Source organism: Stenotrophomonas sp. GL_101 (genome assembly GCF_057835675.1).
In genome coordinates, this window is the sequence record NZ_CM174432.1 from 3,383,966 (window position 1) to 3,403,862 (window position 19,897).

Below are 19,897 nucleotides of genomic sequence, written 5' to 3' on the forward strand. Positions count from 1 at the left end.
CCGGCATCGGCACCGATGCCCACAAACGGCAACGGCGCCATCGGGCGCCGTTGTAGACCACACGCGTGCTACAGCGTGCTTCCCTCGCAGCACCCAGGACCGGCCCTTCGGCCGTCCGGCACCCCGCAGGCGGGGTCAGCGCGCGCGGTAGTCGTCGTCGCTGTCGTCAGCGCCCACCTCGTCCAGGCCCGGCGGCTGGTCGCCGACGGTCCACAGGCGTTCCAGCGCATAGAACTCGCGCACGCGCGGCAGCATCACATGCACCACCACGTCACCCAGGTCGACCAGCACCCATTCCGCTTCGCGCTCGCCTTCAACGCCCAGCGGCATCATGCCCAGGGCCTTGGCGAACTTCACCACTTCATCGGCGATCGACTTCACATGGCGGCTGGAGGTGCCCGAGGCGATCACCATGTAATCGGCGACGCTGGACTTGCCGATCACATCGATTTCGACGAGATCCTTGGCCTTCAGTTCTTCGGTGGCCTTGCGCACGCACTCCAGCAGCTGCTGCACGGAGGGGGCCGGGTTCGGTATCTGGACCTTGATGGTCTGGGGCTGGGCTTGGTTGCTCAAAGCGGGTGAACTCGATAAATGTGGGGCCGATTATACGGCTCCGGGGCCCTGCGCGTGTTCACGCCGCTACGGCCCCGTACAGGCGGTGATCGGTGATAAAGCCGGCCACCGCCGCCGGCAACAGGGCCTGCCAGTCACCGCCGGCAGCAATCCGCTGGCGAACCGCACTGGCCGATTCCTCGCGCAGCGGCGCCTGCAGGCGCAGGATCCGCCCGGCGGGCGCACTGAACAGCTCGCGCTCGTGCCCGGCCCAGCGGCCCTCCAGCGCGACCGCCAGGGCGGCCGGCAGGTCCTGCTCCAACGGGCTGCCGGGACGATCGGCCACGATGAAATGGGCCAGCCCGAACAGCGCTTCCCAGGCGTGCCAGCTGGGCAACCCCAGCAGGCTGTCCGCCCCGACCAGCCAGGCCAGCGGCTGGTGCGGACCGAGCTCGGCACGCAGCTCACGCAGGGTATCCACGGTATAGGACGGCACCCCCGGCTGGCGCGTGGCGCGCTCCAGTTCACGGCGGTCCAGCAGCAGCCCCGGCTCGTCACCGATGGCCAGCGCCAGCATCCGCGCACGCTGCTCGGCATCGGCGCCGGGCGGAGCGCGGTGCGGCGGATCGGCGGCCGGCACCAACCGCACCGCCACCTGCATCTGGTCGCGCGCCGCGCGCGCGATCGCCAGATGTCCCAGGTGCACCGGATCGAAGGTGCCGCCGTAATGAATGCGCAGGCCCATGCGGCTCAGGCGCGGGCCAGCAGACGCACCGCGCGGGCCTCGGACACCGCGAGCAGCAGCCGCTCCAGGCCCAGCCACGGGTCGCCATCGGCGCGCCCCTTGGCCATGCGGTCGACCCGCCCGGCCTCGGCCACGAACCGGTCCCAGCGCTTGGGTTCGGCATGCCGCTGCAGCGCGCGCTTGAACGGTGCCTGGCGTGATTCCCAGATGCCGCGGCTCTTCATTTCCGCCGCCAGGTTGCCGCCGCGCGCCTGCACCCGGGCCAGGCCGGCGGTGGAGAGCATTTCACGGATGACCATCGGCATCAGGGCAGCGACAGCCTCGCCCTCCCCGCGCAGCCCGGCGAGCATGCGCAGCACGGCTGCCGGCTGCCCGGAGAACGTCGCTTCAAGCAGGCGGAACACGTCATAGCGGGCGGCGTCGGCCACCAGCGACTCCATGGTGTCCACATCCAGGGTCTGGCCTGCCGCGAGCAGCGCCAGTTTGTCGATTTCCTGCGCGGCCGCCAGCAGGTTGCCTTCGACCCGCTCGGCCAGGCGCTGCACCGCCGCCGGCTCGGCCCGCAGGCCCTTGCCGCGCAGGCGCCGTTCGATCCAGTCCGACAGTTCGTGCGGTTTGATCGCCCAGGCCACCGACAGCACGCCGACGCGGTTGACCGCGTCGGTCCACTTGGTCTGGTGGGCCTTGCTCCATTCATTGCAGGTGATCAGCAGGATCACATCCGGCGCCGGCGCAGCGCAGAACTGGCTGATGACCTCCGCACCGTCCTTGCCCGGCTTGCCGCTGGGCAGGCGCAGCTCCATCAACCGGCGTGGGCTGAACAGGCTGGGCGCGTTGAAACTGGCCTGGACCTGGTTCCAGTCGAAATCACGGCCATCGGCATCGAATACTTCGCGCTCGTCGATGCCATCGGCGCGGGCACGGGCACGCACCGCATCGGCCGCTTCCAGCACGCGCAGGGTTTCCGGGCCGGCAATCAGGTAGACCGGGGACAGCGCCTGGCTGGCTGGCTGGGTGGCAAGTTGTTCGGGGCGCAGTTCCATCCGGAGGGCCGGTCCGCAGGCGGACCGGTCAGTGACCCTGGACGGCGGGAACGGCCGGCTGCACCGGCGGCTCGATCGGCTCGGCCGGCACGCTGGGTGGGGCGGCCGGCCTGGCCGGCACGCGGCCTTCCATCTCGGCCCGCACCACGCTGTCGATGCGACGCATGATCGAGGCCGACATTTCACGGCGCAGTTCGTCGGCGAGGATTTCGCGCTCGGTGGTGGTACCGGTCGCGTCGGTGGGCGGGGACACGTAGTCGCGCGACAGCTCGATCACCTGCTGCGGCACCAGCTCGCTGCCATCCTCACGCAGGAACTTGAAGATCACCGCATAACGCAGGCTGTATTCCTGCGCGCGGCCCTGTGCATCAATGGCGATCGGCAGGTCGCCCCAGCGTTCGGACAGTACCTGCAGCTGCGCGGCCTTGCCGGTGACGTCCGAGTCGGCGATCTGCGCGCCCGATGCCTGCAGCCCGCGACGCAGCAGCTTGGCCAGTTCACTGTACGGCGCAGTGGAGACCACCTTCACCGCGGCGGTATCGGCCGGCAACATCAATTTGTTGCGCAGATGAAAGCCGCAGCCGGCAAGGGACGCGGTCAGGACGAGGGCAAGCAGGAATCGGGTCATGGGCACAGTCTGGGGGAGCCGGGCGGGCGCGGCAACAGGCAGAGACGATGCCCGATGCCGCGTGAACGTAGCACGTAGAGCGGGGCTCTGCCCCGCTTGAAGGCAGCCGGGCAGAGCCCGGCGCTACGCTCAGGCGGCCACGATGTTCACGATCTTGCCTGGCACGATGATGATCTTGCGCACCGCCAGGCCCTCCAGGAACTTGGCCGCGTTCGGTTCGGCCAGGCCCAGCGCTTCAATCTGCTCGCGCGCCGCATCGGCGGCCACCTCGATGGTGCCACGCAGCTTGCCGTTGACCTGTACCGCCAGCGTTACCGCATCGCGGACCAGGGCGCTGGCATCGGCCTGCGGGAACACCTGGTCTTCCAGCAGCGTCTCGCCGTTGCCCAGCACCTGCCACAGCGCGTGGCTGGCGTGCGGGGTGATCGGGTTGAGCAGCAGCACGGTGGCCTGCAGCGCCTCCTGGCGGACCGCGCGGCCCTGCGCACTGACATCGTCGAACTTGGCCAGCGCGTTCATCAGTTCCATCACCGCGGCGATGGCGGTGTTGAAGCTGTGGCGACGGCCGTAGTCGTCACTGACCTTGCCGATGGTCTCGTGGGTCTTGCGGCGCAGCACCTTCTGCTCGGTGCTCAGCCCGGCCACGTCCAGCGCCGGTGCCGGGCCTTCGGCGGCATGCTTCTGCACCTGTGCCCACAAACGACGCAGGAACCGCGCCATGCCGTCGACGCCGGCTTCGTTCCATTCCAGCGACTGTTCCGGCGGCGCGGCGAACATCGAGAACAGGCGCACGGTGTCGGCGCCGTACTTGCCCACCATCACCTGCGGGTCCACGCCGTTGTTCTTGGACTTGGACATTTTCTCGGTACCGCCGATCACCACCGGCTGGCCGTCGGCGATCAGGGTGGCGCCGGTGATGCGGCCGCGCTCGTCGCGCTGCACGTCCACGTCGGCCGGGTTGATCCAGTCCTTGGAGCCGTCCGGATTGGGACGGAAATAGGTTTCTGCGATCACCATGCCCTGGCACAGCAGGTTCTGCGCCGGTTCGTTGCTATCCACCATGCGCGCATCACGCAGCAGCTTGTGGAAGAAACGGAAGTACATCAGGTGCAGGATCGCGTGCTCGATGCCACCGATGTACTGGTCCACCGGCAGCCAGTAATTGCCGCGCTTGTCCACCGCATCGCGGGCACCGGGCGAGGTGTAGCGCGCGTAGTACCAACTCGATTCCATGAAGGTATCGAAGGTATCGGTTTCGCGTTCGGCCGCACCGCCGCAATCGGGGCAGGTGGTCTTGCGCCATTCCGGGTCGGCCTTGATCGGCGAACCGGTACCGACGAAATTGACGTTTTCCGGCAGTACCACCGGCAGTTGCTCTTCGGGCACCGGCAATGCACCGCACTTGGGGCAGTAGATCACCGGAATCGGGCAGCCCCAGTAGCGCTGGCGGCTGACGCCCCAGTCGCGCAGGCGGTAATTGACCCGGCGCTGGCCCTGGGCCTTGCGCTCGAAACGCTCGGCCAGCGCCTCGAAAGCGCCCTGGTAATCCAGGCCGTCGAATTCTTCTGAATTGACCAGCTCGGTCTCGCGGGCCTTGTCGCCGTACCAGTCCTGCCAGCGGGTGGCGTCGTACGCGCTTTCTTCCTTGCGCGGCGACTTCAGCGCGATGACCTGGCGGATCGGCAGGCCGTACTTGTTGGCAAACTCATTGTCGCGCTGGTCGTGGCCGGGCACGGCCATGACCGCACCGGTGCCATAGCCCATCAGTACGAAGTTGGCCACCCACACCGGCACCTGGGCACCGGTGACCGGATGCACGGCGCGCAGGCCGGTATCCATGCCGCGCTTTTCCTGGGTTTCCAGTTCCGCTTCGGACACACCACCCTGCTTCATCCCGGCCAGCAGCGCGGCCAACGCCGGGTTCGACTTCGCCGCGTGCTGGGCCAGCGGATGTTCGCCGGCGATGGACACGAAGGTCACGCCCATCACGGTGTCCGGACGGGTGGTGAACACGCGCAGCGGGTCCAGCGCGCTGCCGTCGGCATCGCGCACGTCGAACTGGATTTCCAGCCCTTCGGAGCGACCGATCCAGTTGCGCTGCATGGTCTTGACCGAATCGGGCCAGCCCGGCAGTTCGTCCAGGCCGTCCAGCAGTTCCTGGGCGTAGTCGGTGATGCGCAGGAACCACTGCGGGATCTCGCGCTTTTCAACCAGTGCGCCGGAACGCCAGCCGCGGCCGTCGATGACCTGCTCGTTGGCCAGCACGGTCTGGTCAACCGGGTCCCAGTTCACCACCGCGTTGCGGCGGTAGGCCAGGCCCTTGCGCATCAGCCGGGTGAACATGCGCTGTTCGTGCACGTAGTACTCGGGCGTGCAGGTGGCGAACTCGCGCGACCAGTCGATCGCATAGCCCATGGCCTTGAACTGGCCCCGCATGTGCTCGATGTTGGCGTAGGTCCACTTGGCCGGCGCGGTCTTGTTCTTGATCGCCGCATTTTCAGCCGGCAGGCCGAAGGCGTCCCAGCCCATCGGCTGCAGCACGTTGTAGCCGGTCATCCGCTTGTAGCGGCTGATCACATCGCCGATCGTGTAGTTGCGCACGTGGCCCATGTGCAGCGCGCCGGACGGGTACGGCAGCATCGAGAGGCAGTAGTACTTCGGCTTGTCCGACGACTCGCCGACCTCGAAGGCACGGGTGGCGTCCCAGAACTTCTGGGCGGACGATTCAACCTGCTGCGGATCGTAAACGTTGGGTTCGACGCTGGTCATGGAAACGCTAGTGCGGCGGCAAAGCGGAACAGGGTACCGCAGTGCGGCATGGGGCTCCAATCCAGCCGGCCTCCGCGCCCCGCCGGAATCGTCATCCCGTTGAATCACCACGGGTTTTCCACGAATCACCGCCTGCGGTCCGGCGCAGCCATCGCAGGCAACGCGCCGATCCCGACGTGCCGCCCGGGCTCAACGGCGGCGGTGGGCCAGCGGCAGCGCGGCCACCAGCCATACCGCCCAGCACGCAAACGCGAGCCGCTGGGCGATCGGCGCCGGCATCCAAGCCTGCAGCACGAACGCCGCCAGCAGCATCCCCACACCACAGCCCAGGTGCAGCAGCGCCTGCGCGCGCCAGCCCGGCAGCCGCAGTGCGCCCATCCCGTACATCAACGTGCCGGGGATGAAGGCCAGCACCCACACCATCCATGCGCTGGCGTGGAACTGGCTGGCCGGGCTTTCGATATCGCTGGCATCCAGTGGCAGCAGCCCCATCGCGGCGAACGCCAGCCCCGCCAGTGCCAGCAGCTGCACGCCCACCCGCAGCGGCCATGGCGCGGTACGCGGCACCCGCAGCAGCAGGCGCACGCCGACCCAGCCGGCCAAAAGCCCCGGCAGCACGAACCCCAGCCAACTGAACGCCTGCGCATGCGGCACGCCGAGTGCGCCCAGCAATGCCACCGGATGGGCCAGCGGGCGATACCCCGGCAGCGCCGCACCGAACCCCAGCACGGCGGCCACGAACACACTGGCGGCCAGCGCGCCGATGGCACGGTCGATACGTTGCAGGGTCTGCATGGGGAAGCTGCCAGGCGATGGGTCGAGCCCCGGCATTGTCACTGTTTTGCGCGGTTCCCGGGGGTCGGGGTTGCGTCCTGGAACCGGTGCACCCATAAACTGGAGACATCTTTATCGTTGATTCCAGACCATGAGCGAAATGCCACACGTCTTCGATGCCACCACCGCCACCTTTGAAACCGAGGTCCTGCAGAAGTCCCTGCAGACACCGGTGCTGGTTGATTTCTGGGCGCCCTGGTGCGAGCCCTGCAAGACCCTCGGGCCGATGCTGGAGAAGCTGGCCGGCGAATACCACGGCGCGTTCGAACTGGCCAAGGTGGACGTGGACCAGGAACAGCAGATCGCCGCGGCGTTCCAGATCCGCTCGGTGCCCACCGTGTTCCTGGTCAAGGACGGCCAGCTGGTCGACGGCTTCCCCGGCGCCATTCCCGAAGGCCAGCTGCGCGAGTTCCTGGCCCAGCACGGGGTCACCCCGGCCGAGCCGGCCGTGGAAACGCCCGCCGAACCTGCGCCGCTGGATCCACAGGCGCAGGTCGATGTGCTGCGCGCGGCCATCGCCGCCGAGCCGGACAAGGATGAGCTCAAGCTGGACCTGGCCGTGGCGCTGCTGCAGATCGGGGCCGGTGCCGAAGCCGGTGTGCTGATCGACGCACTGCCGGCCAACCTGGCCACCGATGACCGCGCGGTGCGGGCACGCGCGCGGCTGGATTTCGCCAATGCACTGCAGGACGCCCCGGCGGCCGAAGCGCTGGACGCGCGGATCGCCGCCAATGGCGATGACCTGCAGGCGCGCCGCCTGCGCGGCGTGCAGCTGCTGCTGGGCGGGCAGGACGAGGCGGCGCTGGAGCAGTTCCTGGAGATGCTGCGGCGCGACCGTGGCTTCGAGGACGGCCTGCCGCGCAAACTGCTGATCGATGCGTTCAAGGTGATCGACGACGAGGACCTGGTCGGACGCTACCGTCGACGCATGGCTTCGCTGCTGTTCTGATCATCACCGCGACGCGGCAGCCGGACAGCGTCCCGCCGCCGCGCGCGTTAACGGATCTCATGCCACCACTGTGTGACCTGGGTCACGTTCAGAAACCCTGCACGCCTCCCGGGCGATAATGACTGTGCGGCACGCTGGACGCCGCGGTCCATTCGGGGGGATGAGGTCTGGGCCATGGGGGCCGCAGGGCTGCGCCCCGGCCTGCAGAGTCATCATGATCGTGAGTTCGAGCCGTTTACCATATCTCTTCCAGTCCTGTACCCGCCTGCTGATGCTGGTGGTGCTGCTGCTGGTGGCATTGCCGTCGCTGGCCCAGGACTGGAACTACCGGGTCCGCCCCGGCGATACCTTGTGGGACCTGGGCGCGCGCTACCTCAAGCCGTCGATTCCGTGGGAGCAGTTGCAGTCGCACAACCGCGTGGCCGATCCCTATCGCCTGCCGCCGGGCAGCCAGCTGCGCTTCCCGGTGGCCTGGCTGGCCGTACAGCCAGCGCCGGCACGGGTGCTGGCCGCCCGCGGCCGGGTCCAGGCCGGCAGCCTTTCCCAGAGCGGCCTGCACGATGTAGCCGAAGGCGATCGGTTGACGATCGGCCAGTTCCTGGTGACCGGGGCCGATTCCAGCGCCACCGTCGCCTTTGCCGACGATTCCCGGCTGCAGCTGCGCGAGAACTCGCGCCTGCGCCTGGATCAGTTGAGCCGCTACGGCCACACCGGCATGGTCGACACCCGGCTGCGGCTGGAACAGGGCCGTGCCAGCAACCGGGTCACTCCGGCCAGGGGCCCGGCATCGCGTTACATCATCGATGCACCCACGGCCACCAGCAGCGTGCGCGGCACGGTCTTCCGGGTCAGCGCCGGCAGCGACGGCCACAGCGCGTCCACCGAAGTGATCCAGGGCAAGGTGCAAGTCGGCAACCGCCGCGGGCAGCGCCTGGTCACGCCGGGGCAAGCCACCCGCAGCCCGTCACTGGACGACCGCCCGAGCCCGCTGGAAGCCCTGCTTCCGGCCCCGGCGTGGGACCGCGCGCAGGTTCGCCTGGATCCGCTGCCGGCGATGCTGGCGTGGTTGCCGGTGACCGGGGCCGAACGCTACCGGGTGGAGGTGGTGCGTGCCGACCAGCCGGACATCCTGTTGTTCGCCGCCACCACCGATGCCACCACGCTGACCGTGCCCGACCTGCCCCCCGGCCATCTGCGGGTGCTGGTGCGCGCGATCAGCGACGACGGCGTGGAAGGGCTGGATGCCGAACAGGACTTCCTGGTGCGCGACCAACCCGTGCCGCCGTTGACGGTGCGCCCGGTCAACCAGGAAACCGTCAACAGCGCGCGACCTCGCTTTGAATGGAGCCAGGTCAGCGGTGCCAGCGCGAGCGTGCTGCAGATCGCGCGCGATCCACGTTTCCTGGAACCGGTGCTGGAACAGGAAGGCCGCAGCACCCATCTGCGCCCGCGCCAGGACCTGGCCCCGGGCAGCTATTTCTGGCGGGTGGCCTCGCGCGATGCCAACGGCAACCGCGGTCGCTTCGGCCAGCCGGTGGCACTGACCATCAGCAACGCGCCGGTCGACCCGGCGCTGCAACCGCCGCAGGCGGCCAAGGGCCAGCTCACGCTGCGCTGGCAGGCCGGCGAACCCGGTCAGCGCTACCGGGTGCAGTTGGACCGCAAGGGCGACTTTGCCCAGCCACTGCTGGACCGCGAGGTGGATCAGGCCGAGGTCACGTTGAAGCGTCCGTGGCACGGCACCCTGCACGTCCGCGTGCAGTACATCGAAGAAGACGGCTATGCCGGTCCGTTCTCGCCGGCACAGCAGGTCAAGCTGCCGTGTCGCAGCTGTTACGGCGCCGGTGGCGGCGCACTGCTGCTGTGGCTGCTGTTGTGAAACCCCTGGACCTGTCCTGGCCGCAGCGCCTCGCGCTGTCGGCAGTGGTCGGCGCACTGGCGGCGACGGCCAGCCACTGGCAGTGGTTCTGGCAGCAGGACGAAGCGGTATACGACGCCTACGTTGGCGCCTGGGACTACCAACCCGATCCGCGCCTGTTGATCGTGGCCATCGATGACAACAGCCTGCAGCAGATCGGCCAGTGGCCGTGGCCGCGTTCCACGCACGCGCGCATGCTCGACCGCCTGACCGAAGCGGGCACCACACGCGTGGTACTGGACCTGATGCTGTCCGAACCGGACCGCAAGGACAACGCGCAGGATGCCGAACTGGCCGCTGCGATCCGCCGCAACGGCCATGTGGTGCTGCCGGTGCTGGCGGCCCCGGCCAGCGGCCCGCGCATGGCCGAAGAGCTGCTGCCGATACCGCTGATCGCCGCCAACGCGGCCACCCTGGGCCACAGCGACATCGAAGTGGATGCCGACGGGGTGGCCCGCGGGATGTACCTCACCGCCGGAATCGGATCGCCCCATTGGCCGGCCCTGGGCCTGGCACTGGCCGACGTGGGCGGGCCGCTGCCGGGCCTGCGCGACCCCCAACCAGAGCAATCCTCCCCCTATCAATGGCGGCGCGACCACTACGTGCGCGTGCGCTACGCCGGCCCACCCGAGCGCTTCCCGCAGGTGTCCTACGTGGATGTGCTCAACGGCGACGTGGATCCGGCGCTGCTGCGCGACCGGCTGGTGCTGGTCGGCATGACCGCCAGCGGCATCGCGCCGCGGATATTGACCCCCACCACGCGCGAGCGCTGGATGAGCGGCAGCGAATACCAGGCCAACGTGGCCTCGATGCTGCTCGACGACAAGGTCATCAACCTGCCCCCGACACTCTGGCAGGACCTGCTCAGTGGCCTGCTGGTGGCGATGTGCTGCCTGGGCCTGAGTGTGCCGCGGGCCGCGTCCAGCGCACTGCTGGCGCTGCCGCTGACCCTGCTGCTGAGCCTGGTGCTGCTGCGTGCCGGCAACCTCTGGTTCGCTCCCGCCGCCACCCTGACCGGGATGCTGGCGGTGATTGCGGCCTGGGTGCTGTGGCGGATCAGCGCGTGGCGCCGCCAGGCCAACAGCGATGCACTCACCGGGCTGGGCAACCGCCTGCGTTTCGAACAGGTCCTGCAGCAGGAACATGATGCCGGCCGCCGCAGTGGCCGCCCGCTGACCCTGGTGCTGATCGACGTGGACCACTTCAAGCATCACAACGATGTCTATGGCCACCATGCCGGCGACAGCGTACTGCGCCAGATCGCCACCGAGATCGGTGCCCATGCGCGCCGCCCGCGCGACATGGCCGCCCGGTTCGGCGGCGACGAGTTCGCCCTGATCCTGCCCGACACTACCGCCGACGGCGCGGTGCTGGTGGTCGAAGACCTGCTGGCCCGGGCACGCACCCTGGAAATTGCCGCCAGCCACGGCAAGATCATCCACATCAGCCTGACCGTGGGCGTGTATACCCGTGTCCCGGCCGCGGGCAGCGAGCCGCGGCACTTTTTCGAGGGCGCCGATGCGGCGCTGTACCAGGCCAAGGCCGCCGGTCGCGATGGCTACGTGGCCGACGAAGGCCACTGAACCGCGCATTCGCCCAACCATACGCTTGCGAATGTTAGACTCGGGCAACCTTTCCCAACGCGATCGGATCCCATGAAGGCCAGCGTCTTCCGCCACGGCATGAACCTGTGGCCGCCGTTCCTGTTCACCGGCATCCACGTCACCGAGGTCAGCGCCGACTATCGGCACGTCCGCGTCGAACTGCGCATGCGCGCCTGGAACCGCAACTACGTGGGCACGCATTTCGGTGGCAGCCTGTTCGCCATGACCGACCCGTTCTGGATGCTCACCGTGATGCACAACCTGGGCCGCGACTACTACGTGTGGGACCGCGCCGGCGAGATCGAATTCCTCAAACCCGGGCGCGGCACCGTGGCCGCCGAGTTCCACCTCGACGATGCCCTGCTCGATCAACTGCGGGCCGCTACCGCCAGCGGCGAAAAATACCTGCACTGGTTCAGCAACGACATCGTCGATGCGAAGGGCGAGGTGATCGCGCGGGTCCGCAAGCAGGTTTACCTGCGGCTCAAGCCGGACGCCCGCAAGCCCGCCGCGCAGACGCCCTGACTACGCACGCGACGCGACGGGCGCACTTGCTATGCTCGCCCGCCTGGTCTTGTCACGGACGATCCATGCGCCTGCTGCTCGCTGCCCTGCCGCTGCTGTGCCTGCCCGTCGTGGCATGGGCATGGGATGTCCCGGTGGTGGACTATCCCACCCTGCCCGCCACCGCCAGCACCGCCGAAGGCTTCGTTCCCGACGGCTGGCGCATCGAGCAACGCCTGCTCGGCGACCTCAACGGCGACCACCGCGCCGACCTGGTGCTGGTACTGCGCCAGCACGATCCCCGCAACGTGATCGAACACGATGGCTTCGGCCCCAGCCCGCTGGACAGCAATCCGCGCCTGTTGGCGATCGCCTGGTCGATGCCGGACGGTCGCTATGCGTTGGCCGCGCAGAACCACGCGCTGATTCCGCGCCATGAATATCCCAACCAGTCCGATGTATTCGACGATGACGCCGGTGGCGTCACGCTGGTGCGCGGCACGCTGCAGGTAAGCCTGTACTTTTTTTCAAACGCCGGCAGCTGGTCCACCGGTTCGACCCGCTTCACGTTCCGCTGGCAGGACAACGCGTTCACGCTGATCGGCTACGACAGCGAATCGATGATGCGCAACTCCGGCCAGACCGAGTCGTTGAGCATCAACTACTCCACCGCGAAGGTACGCCGTGCAAGCGGCAGCATGGAAGCAGACGGCGAGCAGGTGGGCTGGGAGACCCTGGCCTCGAAAAAGCGCTGGACGCTGGACAGCATCGGCGACGGCGCGGCATTCGAGCCGCTGCCGTAGCCCTGCCGCTGTTCACTGCGGTCGCCACGCCGGCGGCAGAGGCGCGCTGATCGTGGCGGCGGTGCCGTTACGCGGTGCCGCGTACCGCCGCACCTGCAGCGCCTGCCTGTCGGCACTCCACTGCAACGGCCGCTGCGTGCTGCGCAGGCCGCTGGGCAGGTGCGCCAGGGTGGCCACTGCATCGCCGCCGGCTGCCGGCTGCGCACGCAGCCACAGCATCGCCGCGGCCAGGCGCAGGTGTGCGCCGGTATCCTGCGCGCGCAGCAGGTAGTCGTCGTAGGCCGGTCCGCTGATCTCCACCAGCCCACAGCCCACGGCATTGGCCACGCACGGCAGCGACCATCGCGATGGCAATGCGGGCAGCGTCACAGGCCGGTCCTGGCCGATCTGCGCACGCACCTGTGTCGTGCAACTGCGCGAGAGCAGCCAGGCATGGCGTGCCTGCGTCTTGTGCTTGTCGAAGAACCAACCGCCCTGCGCCTGCGCCACCTGCGCAAGGGCAGCGCGCTGGAACACGAACTCGCCACGCAACGGCAGGCACAGGTCCAGCTCGGCGACATCCGGCGGCAGCAGCGCCGCGCTGCAGATCGCCGGCACGTCCGCATCGGCCGGCAACTCGACCAGGATCTCGGTGAACAGCCGGGCGCTGCGCTCGGCCATCGCACCGCCGACCATCGCCACCAGCAGGCTGTCGCTGCCGCGCATCAGCATGCGGGCAGTCCCCAGGTCTTCGCAGATTCCCTGCAAGGCCTGCGTGCTGTCACCGCGCATCTGCATCAGGGCATGATGAGAGAGGCGTTCCATCGGTAGCTGGAACGACGGGAACGGCATGGCGACATCGGCCATGAACAGATTCTGGTAATGGTCCTGGCTGCCCAACGCGGCGATCCGCGCATGCAGTGCGTCATGGCCGCGGTGCGCCGCTTCCACCTGGTCGGCGGCCGCCCGCACCTGCTGCAGGCAGCTGGATGTGCCGGACCGGCACCACTGGCTGACCGGGCGCACCCGGTCGAAGCGGCCGTCGGCGACGCTGATCCCGGTTGCCGGCTGCTCCGGATTCTGCTGCCTGGCCCGGGCGAAGCGGCGGGTGTCTTCGGCGGTCACTGCACGCTGCTGGGCCGGACCGATACCGTCGTATGCCAGCAACCACAGCGCAACGAACGCATTGCGTTCGGGTGCAGCATCCGGCGGCCCCGCCTCGATCGCCGCCAGCGCCTGGCTCTCGGCTACCGGCACCGGCAGCCACCACGACGCCAACAGCACCACCAGCCCCGCCCCGACCAGCCCGAGCAGGCTCAGTCCCGTCCACTTCAATCCTTTCAACACAGCATTCCCCCAGCAGGCCGCTCCCTGCGACCGCAGGCAGGGTAATCCGGGCCACGGCCCCGCTACAATGCGGCATGTCGCCCGAAGCCCCCCACCTCGTTCCGCGCCCCTCCCTGCAGCGCCTGTTCCTGACCGGCCTGCTGACCCTGCTGCCAATCTGGCTGACGTGGGTGGTGGTCAAATTCGTGTTCGTGCTGTTGTCGGGCATTTCCAGCCCGGTGGTGGTGCCACTGTCGGAGCAGATCGCCGCTTCGTTCCCGCATTACCTGGGCTGGGTCAAGGTCGAGTGGATGCAGAACCTGATCGGCCTGGGCGCCACCCTGCTGGTCATCCTCAGCGTAGGCGTGCTCAGCCGCCGGGTGATCGGCCAACGCCTGCTGCGCTGGTTCGGCGCGGTGATCAAACGCATTCCGCTGGCCAGCACCATCTATGAAAGTGCCAAGAAATTGCTGGACATGCTGCAGACCGAGCCGGGTAGCACCCAGCGCGTGGTGCTGATCGACTTCCCGCACCGCGAGATGAAATCGGTGGGCCTGGTGACACGGGTGATGCGCGAGCAGGGCACCGGCCGCGAACTGGCCGCCGTGTACGTACCGACCACGCCGAACCCGACCTCCGGCTACCTGGAGATCGTCCCGGTGGAACTGCTCACGCCGACCGACTGGACCGTGGACCAGGCGATGAGCTTCATCATTTCCGGTGGCGCGGTCGCGCCGGAAACCATGCCGTTCACCCGCGCCGGCGAGCGCTGAGGTGAGTCAGCGCCCGCTGCAGGACCGCGCGGTCCTGCTGTTCATTGCGCTGGCCGCATTCTTCTGCGCCAACGCGGTGCTGGCCGAACTGATCGGGGTCAAGATCTTCGCGCTGGAAGACACCCTGGGCATAGCCCCGTTCAACTGGAACCTGTTCGGCCAGACCGGCTCACTCAGCTTCACCGCCGGTACGCTGCTGTGGCCGGTGGTGTTCATCATGACCGACACCATCAACGAGTTCTTCGGCCGGCGCGGGGTCAAGTTCATCTCGTGGCTGGCGGTGGTGCTGATCAGCTACGGGTTCCTGTTCGCGTTCGCGGCGATCTCGCTGGTCCCGGCCAGCTGGTGGGTGACCTCGATGAGCGCGCACGGCGTACCGGATTACCAGGCCGCGTTTGCCGCGGTGTTCGGCCAGGGCATGTGGACCATCGCCGGGTCACTGGTGGCCTTCCTGCTCGGGCAGTTGATCGACGTGTCGATCTTCCACCGCATCCGCCGCGCCACCGGCGAGCGCCATGTCTGGCTGCGCGCGACCGGCTCCACCGCCGTGTCCCAGCTGGTCGACAGTTTCGTGGTGATCTGGATCGCCTTCGTGCTGGGGCCACAACACTGGCCCACCTCGCTGTTCCTGGCCGTGAGCAGCGTCAACTACGTCTACAAGATGGGCTTCGCAATCGCCTTGATCCCGTTGCTGTACCTGATGCGACGTGCGATCACCGGTTATCTGGGTGAACAACGCGCCGCCCAGCTGCGGGCCGATGCAGCAGCTGACTGAGGCCGATACGGCCCGGCGCTGACTGCGCTCCGGCGCTGGCCGTATAGGCGAGGATCGGGCAAGCTCCCGGGTCTGTGTAGGTTTTACGGAAACAGCCGATGCCCCATCCCGCCCGCGCCCTGGCGCTTGCCATTGCTGCCCTGCTGGTATTCAGCGCCGCCGCACCGGCCGAAGCCGCCAAGAAAAAGGCCGCCCGGCCGGCCGCCGCGCATACCCGGCCGGCCGCCAAACCCAAGGCCAAGCCGCGCGCACGCCCTGCCGCCGCGCCGACCCGGCAGCCCTTGGTACGCCAACAGACCAAGGCCGCCCAGCTCGACCGGATCTACGATGAATACTGGGATGCCTCGATGCGGCTCAACCCGCTGCAGGCCACCTTCCAGGGCGATGCCCGCCACAACGACCAGTTGCCCAACATCCTCTCGGCCGCCTATCGCCAGCAGTCGCACGATTTCACCGTGGAATGGCTGGGCAAGGTCGAGAAGATCGGTGCCGACGGCCTGGCCGGGCAAGACCTGCTGAGTTATGAAATCTTCGTGCGCGATGCGCGCATGTCGCTGGCCGCCGAGCAGTACCCCAGCTGGATGCTGCCAGTAAGCCAGTACTACAACCTCGGCAGCATCATGGCGATCCTGGGCTCCGGCTCAGGCGCGCAGCCGTTCAATACGGTGCAGGATTACGACACCTGGTCCAGGCGCTCGCTGGGCATCGGCCCGCTGTTCGACCAGGCCATGGCCAACATGCGCCAAGGCATGGCCGCCGGCGTGGTGCAGCCGCGCGACCTGATGGAAAAAGTGCTGCCGCAGCTGGATGCGGTGCTCAAGCCAAGCGCCGAGGAAAGCATCTTCTGGGCGCCGGTGCGCAACATGCCGGAGGATTTCCCGGCCGCCGACAAAGCGCGCATCAGCGCCGAATACAAGCGCATGATCGAGTACCGGATCATGCCGGCCTACCGCGCCCTGCGCGGTTTCATCGCCACCGAATACCTGCCGGCCACGCGCAGCAGCGATGGCCTCGGGGCGCTGCCCAACGGCCAGGCGTGGTACGCGCAGAACATCGAGCAGAGCACCGCCTCGACCCTGTCGCCGGCGCAGATCCATGCCCTGGGCGAGCAACGGGTGGGTGCGCTGCAGGCGCAGATCGCCGGCATCCTCAAGGACAACCGCATCCGGGGGTCGCAGCAAAAGGTACTGCGCAACATGCGCACCGACCGGAGCTTCCAGTACGGCAACGCCGAGGCGGTGCTGACCCGTTACAAGCAACTGCAGGCGCAAGTGGGCAGCCGCCTGCCGGCGTTGCTGGGCACCGTGCCCAAGGCCCCGATGGAGATCCGCGCGGTGGAGCCCGAGCGCGCCGCCAGTGCCGCCGCGGTGAGCTACCAGCCGCCGCTGCAGGATGGCATGCGCCCGGGCATCCTTTACGTCAACACCGCCAACCTGCCCACTCGACGTCGCTGGTCGGCGCCGGTGCAGTTCCTGCATGAAGGCATTCCCGGCCATCACGTGCAGCTGGGCCTGCAGCAGGAGCTGGACAAGCTGCCACGCTTCCGTCGCCTCGGCGGCGACATTGCGTTCATCGAAGGCTGGGGCCTGTATGCCGAATCGCTGGGCGATCAGCTCGGCGTTTACCAGGATCCCTACGAGAAGATCGGTTACCTGCAGGCGGCCCTGACCCGCACCGCGCGCATGGTGGCCGATACCGGCGTGCATGCGCAGGGCTGGAGCAAGCGCCAGGCGGTGGACTACCTGGTCAAGACCGCCGACATGCCCGCCGACGATGCCGCCGCCGAAGTGGAGCGGTTCATGGCCCTGCCCGGCCAGAGCCTGCCCAATGCGCTGGGCGAGCTGAAGATGATCGAGCTGCGCGACAAGGCCAAGGCCGTGCTTGGGCCGCGCTTCGACCTGCGGCGTTTCCACGAGGAAGTCCTGCGCGACGGCTCGATGCCGCTGGACATCCTGGACGCCAAGATCACCCGCTGGACCGCCAGCGAAACCGGTGCGGCCGCTGCCGTCCCCACGCCCTGATCGAAACTGGAGCTGTCCATGCACATCGCCCGTCGTCCACTGCAATGGATCACCGTGATGTGCGGCGGCCTGCTCGGGCTGGGCACGGCCTTGGCCGCACCGGTGCTGTCGCCCCCCGACCCGGGCATCGATGCGCTGCTGGCCGCCTATGACGGCCAGGTGCCCGGCGCCGCCGTGCTGGTGCTGCACGATGGCAAGCCGGTGTTCCGTCGCGGCTACGGCCTGGCCGTGCTCGAAGACGGCACGGCGGTGACCGCGCAGAGCAACTTCCGCCTGGCGTCGGTGACCAAGCAGTTCACTGCGGCAGCGATCCTGCTGCTGGCCGAGGACGGCGCGCTGTCGCTGGATGACCCGCTCAAACGCTGGCTGCCCACGCTACCGGCCGCCGCCGACGCGATTACCCTGCGCCAGCTGCTCAGCCACACCAGTGGCCTGCTCGATTACGAAGACCTGATGGCCGCCGATGCGCGCGCGCAGGTGCATGACATCGACGTGCTGCACCTGCTGGAAACACAGGACCGCACGCTGTTCGCACCCGGTAGTCGCTATCGCTACAGCAACAGTGGTTACGCGCTGCTGGCACTGGTGGTAGGCAAGGCCTCCGGCCAGGATTTCGCCGGTTTCCTGCACGCACGCATCTTCCAGCCGCTCGGCATGGCCGCCACGGTCGCCCACCAGCAGGGCGTGGACGAGGTGGCCCACCGCGCCTACGGCTACAGCCAGATCGACGACCGTTGGCAGCGCACCGACCAGAGCCCGACCAGTGCGGTGCTCGGCGACGGCGGCATCTACTCCTCCCTGGACGACCTGGCCAAATGGGATGCGGCGTTGTACGACGCGCGGCTGCTCAGGGCATCCTCGCTGAAGCAGGCGTTCACGCCGGCCACGCCCACCGATGAACCCGACGTGCCGTTTTACGGTTTCGGCTGGCGCCTCAATGGCCTGGCACAATGGCACAGCGGCGAGAGCATCGGCTTCCGCAACGTGATCCTGCGGTACCCGCAACAGCATCTGACGGTCATCCTGCTGAGCAACCGCGACGGCCCCGAACCCTATCCGCTGGCGCTGCAGATCGCCCGGCGCTGGCTGGACACCCTGCAATGAACGCAACCGACGCCACGCCGCTGCTCGGCATCCATCACGTGGCGCTGATCGCCTCGGACTATGCCCGCTCCAAACACTTCTACACCGTGCTGCTGGGCCTGCGGGTGCTGGATGAGAATTACCGTATCGCCCGCGACTCGTGGAAACTGGACCTGGCCCTGCCCGACGGCAGCCAGCTGGAGGTGTTCTCCTTCCCCGCCGCGCCACCGCGCCCCAGCCGCCCCGAAGCCCAGGGATTGCGCCACCTGGCCTTCCGGGTCGCCACGCTGGAGCCGATGATCGCCCGGCTGGCGGCCGCCGGCGTGGCCTGCGAGCCGATCCGCACCGACGAGTACACCGGCCGCCGCTTCACCTTCTTCGCCGACCCCGACGGATTGCCGCTGGAGCTGTACGAAATCCCGGCCGACGCCGGCTGACCGATGCGTTCCGTACCGGAGCGAATGGGTATACAGTCGGCCTGTACCGGCACTGCGCCGGCATTCTCGGACATCCCTGGGAGGGGAACATGCGCAAGACCTTCAAGACCCTGTTGCTGGCGCTGCCGCTGATGATGGCCGCGATGTCGGCCAGCGCCGCCGACGGTGCCGTTGGCCGCTGGAAGACCATCGACGACAAGACCGGCAAGGTGAAGTCGATCGTGGAGATCACCCAGGCCGGCAACGGCACGCTGACCGGCAAGGTCGTGGACATCCTGCATTCGGACAAGGGCCCCAACCCGGTCTGCGACGGCTGCGAGGGTGCCAACAAGAACAAGCCGGTCAAAGGCATGACGATCCTGTGGAACCTCAAGGCCGACGGCACCAACGCCTGGTCGGGCGGCACGATCCTGGATCCGGGCAACGGCAAGACCTACAAATCCAAGGCAAAGCTGCAGACCGGCGGTGCCAAGCTGGACGTGTCCGGCTGCGTCGCCTTCATCTGCCGCGCCCAGACATGGGTCCGGGAGTAAGGTTCGGCGCTGTTTCAGCTAGTCATTGTCGTGGCGTGGTCGAGGCGGGTTGAACCCCACCGGGACACGCCGTGAACCCCTCTCCGCGGTCCGGCCCAGCCGCTGGCGGCTGTGCGTTCGAGCGCATGCGAGGCAGTGCCTCGCAAGCAATGCGCTCTCACCCATGGGGGCTCGTGTACGGCATCCATGCCGTACACGGTCCCGGTGGGGTTCAACCCGCCTCGCCCTCCAGGCATTTGCATCGCCGGGTGGGAGAGAAGAAGGCCGGAGCGGCTACGCCGCTTCGGCCTTTTGCATTTCCACTTCCCCCAACACCCCGAACCAAACCGCTCTAATGCCAGCTCCGGCAACCCTTGGCACGGCAGGCAACGGGACAGCACCCGGCTCCACCTGCGCTATGGCTATGGCTATGGCTGTGGCCCTGAGCTTGCCCCTGCACACCGACCCACTGTCGAAGGGCTGGGGTGGGTGAGGTTGCGGGGCCCTGAGCCGCATGGATGCGGCGACGGAGCTTACAAGGACGTACTTGCAGCGTGCCCCGCGGCCTCACCCACCCCAGCCCTCCCCCAGCAGACCGGTCTACAGGCTTCGGCTCTGCTGTGGCTGTGGCTGTGGCTG

Annotated in this window: 18 protein-coding genes; 11 read left to right on the forward strand and 7 right to left on the reverse strand. The window is 68.1% G+C overall.

The annotated features are described in order from the left end of the window. Positions 1 to 135: 135 nt before the first annotated feature. From rsfS to AC3IR9_RS15020, 6 genes are all read right to left on the reverse strand, one after another. The gene (gene rsfS, locus AC3IR9_RS14995; RefSeq protein ID WP_489291647.1) at positions 136 to 576 is read right to left on the reverse strand and encodes a ribosome silencing factor; all 441 of its coding nucleotides are present in this window, start codon (positions 574 to 576) and stop codon (positions 136 to 138) included. Between the two features lie 58 nt (positions 577 to 634). Next, a complete protein-coding gene (gene nadD / locus AC3IR9_RS15000) occupies positions 635 to 1,300 on the reverse strand; it encodes a nicotinate-nucleotide adenylyltransferase (protein ID WP_489291649.1) in 666 nt (221 codons plus the stop codon). Between the two features lie 5 nt (positions 1,301 to 1,305). Then, on the reverse strand, positions 1,306 to 2,343 hold the full coding sequence (holA, locus tag AC3IR9_RS15005; protein ID WP_489291651.1) for a DNA polymerase III subunit delta: 1,038 nt from the start codon (positions 2,341 to 2,343) through the stop codon (positions 1,306 to 1,308). Positions 2,344 to 2,371: 28 nt separating this feature from the next. After that, the gene (locus AC3IR9_RS15010; protein ID WP_489291653.1) at positions 2,372 to 2,971 is read right to left on the reverse strand and encodes an LPS-assembly lipoprotein LptE; all 600 of its coding nucleotides are present in this window, start codon (positions 2,969 to 2,971) and stop codon (positions 2,372 to 2,374) included. Positions 2,972 to 3,100: 129 nt separating this feature from the next. After that, positions 3,101 to 5,740: a leucine--tRNA ligase gene (gene leuS / locus AC3IR9_RS15015; RefSeq protein ID WP_489291655.1), complete on the reverse strand. Its 2,640-nt coding sequence runs from the start codon at positions 5,738 to 5,740 to the stop codon at positions 3,101 to 3,103. 189 nt (positions 5,741 to 5,929) lie between these two features. Next, positions 5,930 to 6,535 (reverse strand): DUF998 domain-containing protein, encoded by a 606-nt coding sequence (locus AC3IR9_RS15020; protein ID WP_489291657.1) that lies wholly within the window; start codon positions 6,533 to 6,535, stop codon positions 5,930 to 5,932. Between the two features lie 130 nt (positions 6,536 to 6,665). Here AC3IR9_RS15020 and trxA point away from each other — a divergent pair, with 130 nt between their 5' ends. The 5 genes from trxA (at position 6,666) to AC3IR9_RS15045 (ending at position 12,352) form a co-directional block, all read left to right on the forward strand. Next, positions 6,666 to 7,523 (forward strand): thioredoxin, encoded by an 858-nt coding sequence (gene trxA / locus AC3IR9_RS15025; RefSeq protein ID WP_489291659.1) that lies wholly within the window; start codon positions 6,666 to 6,668, stop codon positions 7,521 to 7,523. A 214-nt stretch (positions 7,524 to 7,737) separates the two neighbouring features. After that, entirely contained in the window at positions 7,738 to 9,402 is a 1,665-nt protein-coding gene (locus AC3IR9_RS15030) for a FecR family protein (protein ID WP_489291661.1), read from the forward strand. Further along, positions 9,399 to 11,024, forward strand: a complete 1,626-nt coding sequence (locus AC3IR9_RS15035; RefSeq protein WP_489291663.1) for a CHASE2 domain-containing protein — start codon at positions 9,399 to 9,401, stop codon at positions 11,022 to 11,024. Before AC3IR9_RS15030 ends, AC3IR9_RS15035 begins: the two co-directional genes overlap by 4 nt. A gap of 72 nt (positions 11,025 to 11,096) precedes the next feature. Next, positions 11,097 to 11,570 (forward strand): DUF4442 domain-containing protein, encoded by a 474-nt coding sequence (locus AC3IR9_RS15040; protein WP_489291665.1) that lies wholly within the window; start codon positions 11,097 to 11,099, stop codon positions 11,568 to 11,570. Positions 11,571 to 11,635: 65 nt separating this feature from the next. Continuing rightward, on the forward strand, positions 11,636 to 12,352 hold the full coding sequence (locus tag AC3IR9_RS15045) for a hypothetical protein (RefSeq protein WP_489291667.1): 717 nt from the start codon (positions 11,636 to 11,638) through the stop codon (positions 12,350 to 12,352). Positions 12,353 to 12,364: 12 nt separating this feature from the next. Here the strand turns inward: AC3IR9_RS15045 and AC3IR9_RS15050 are convergent, their stop codons facing one another. Then, a complete protein-coding gene (locus AC3IR9_RS15050; protein ID WP_489291669.1) occupies positions 12,365 to 13,675 on the reverse strand; it encodes a hypothetical protein in 1,311 nt (436 codons plus the stop codon). Positions 13,676 to 13,752: 77 nt separating this feature from the next. Between AC3IR9_RS15050 and AC3IR9_RS15055 the strand changes: the two genes are divergently transcribed. From AC3IR9_RS15055 to AC3IR9_RS15080, 6 genes are all read left to right on the forward strand, one after another. Further along, positions 13,753 to 14,430, forward strand: a complete 678-nt coding sequence (locus AC3IR9_RS15055; protein WP_489291671.1) for a DUF502 domain-containing protein — start codon at positions 13,753 to 13,755, stop codon at positions 14,428 to 14,430. A 1-nt stretch (position 14,431) separates the two neighbouring features. Further along, complete coding sequence (locus tag AC3IR9_RS15060; protein WP_489291673.1) at positions 14,432 to 15,205, forward strand: queuosine precursor transporter; 774 nt, start codon at positions 14,432 to 14,434, stop codon at positions 15,203 to 15,205. Positions 15,206 to 15,303: 98 nt separating this feature from the next. Continuing rightward, complete coding sequence (locus tag AC3IR9_RS15065) at positions 15,304 to 17,226, forward strand: DUF885 domain-containing protein (RefSeq protein ID WP_489291675.1); 1,923 nt, start codon at positions 15,304 to 15,306, stop codon at positions 17,224 to 17,226. Between the two features lie 18 nt (positions 17,227 to 17,244). Next, positions 17,245 to 18,330, forward strand: a complete 1,086-nt coding sequence (locus tag AC3IR9_RS15070) for a serine hydrolase domain-containing protein (RefSeq protein WP_489291676.1) — start codon at positions 17,245 to 17,247, stop codon at positions 18,328 to 18,330. After that, positions 18,327 to 18,746, forward strand: coding sequence for an SMU1112c/YaeR family gloxylase I-like metalloprotein (gloA2, locus tag AC3IR9_RS15075; protein WP_489291677.1), 420 nt, complete (start codon positions 18,327 to 18,329; stop codon positions 18,744 to 18,746). The genes AC3IR9_RS15070 and gloA2 overlap by 4 nt, the downstream gene beginning before the upstream one ends. Before the next feature lie 89 nt (positions 18,747 to 18,835). Then, entirely contained in the window at positions 18,836 to 19,279 is a 444-nt protein-coding gene (locus tag AC3IR9_RS15080) for a DUF2147 domain-containing protein (RefSeq protein ID WP_489291678.1), read from the forward strand. Positions 19,280 to 19,897: the final 618 nt, after the last annotated feature.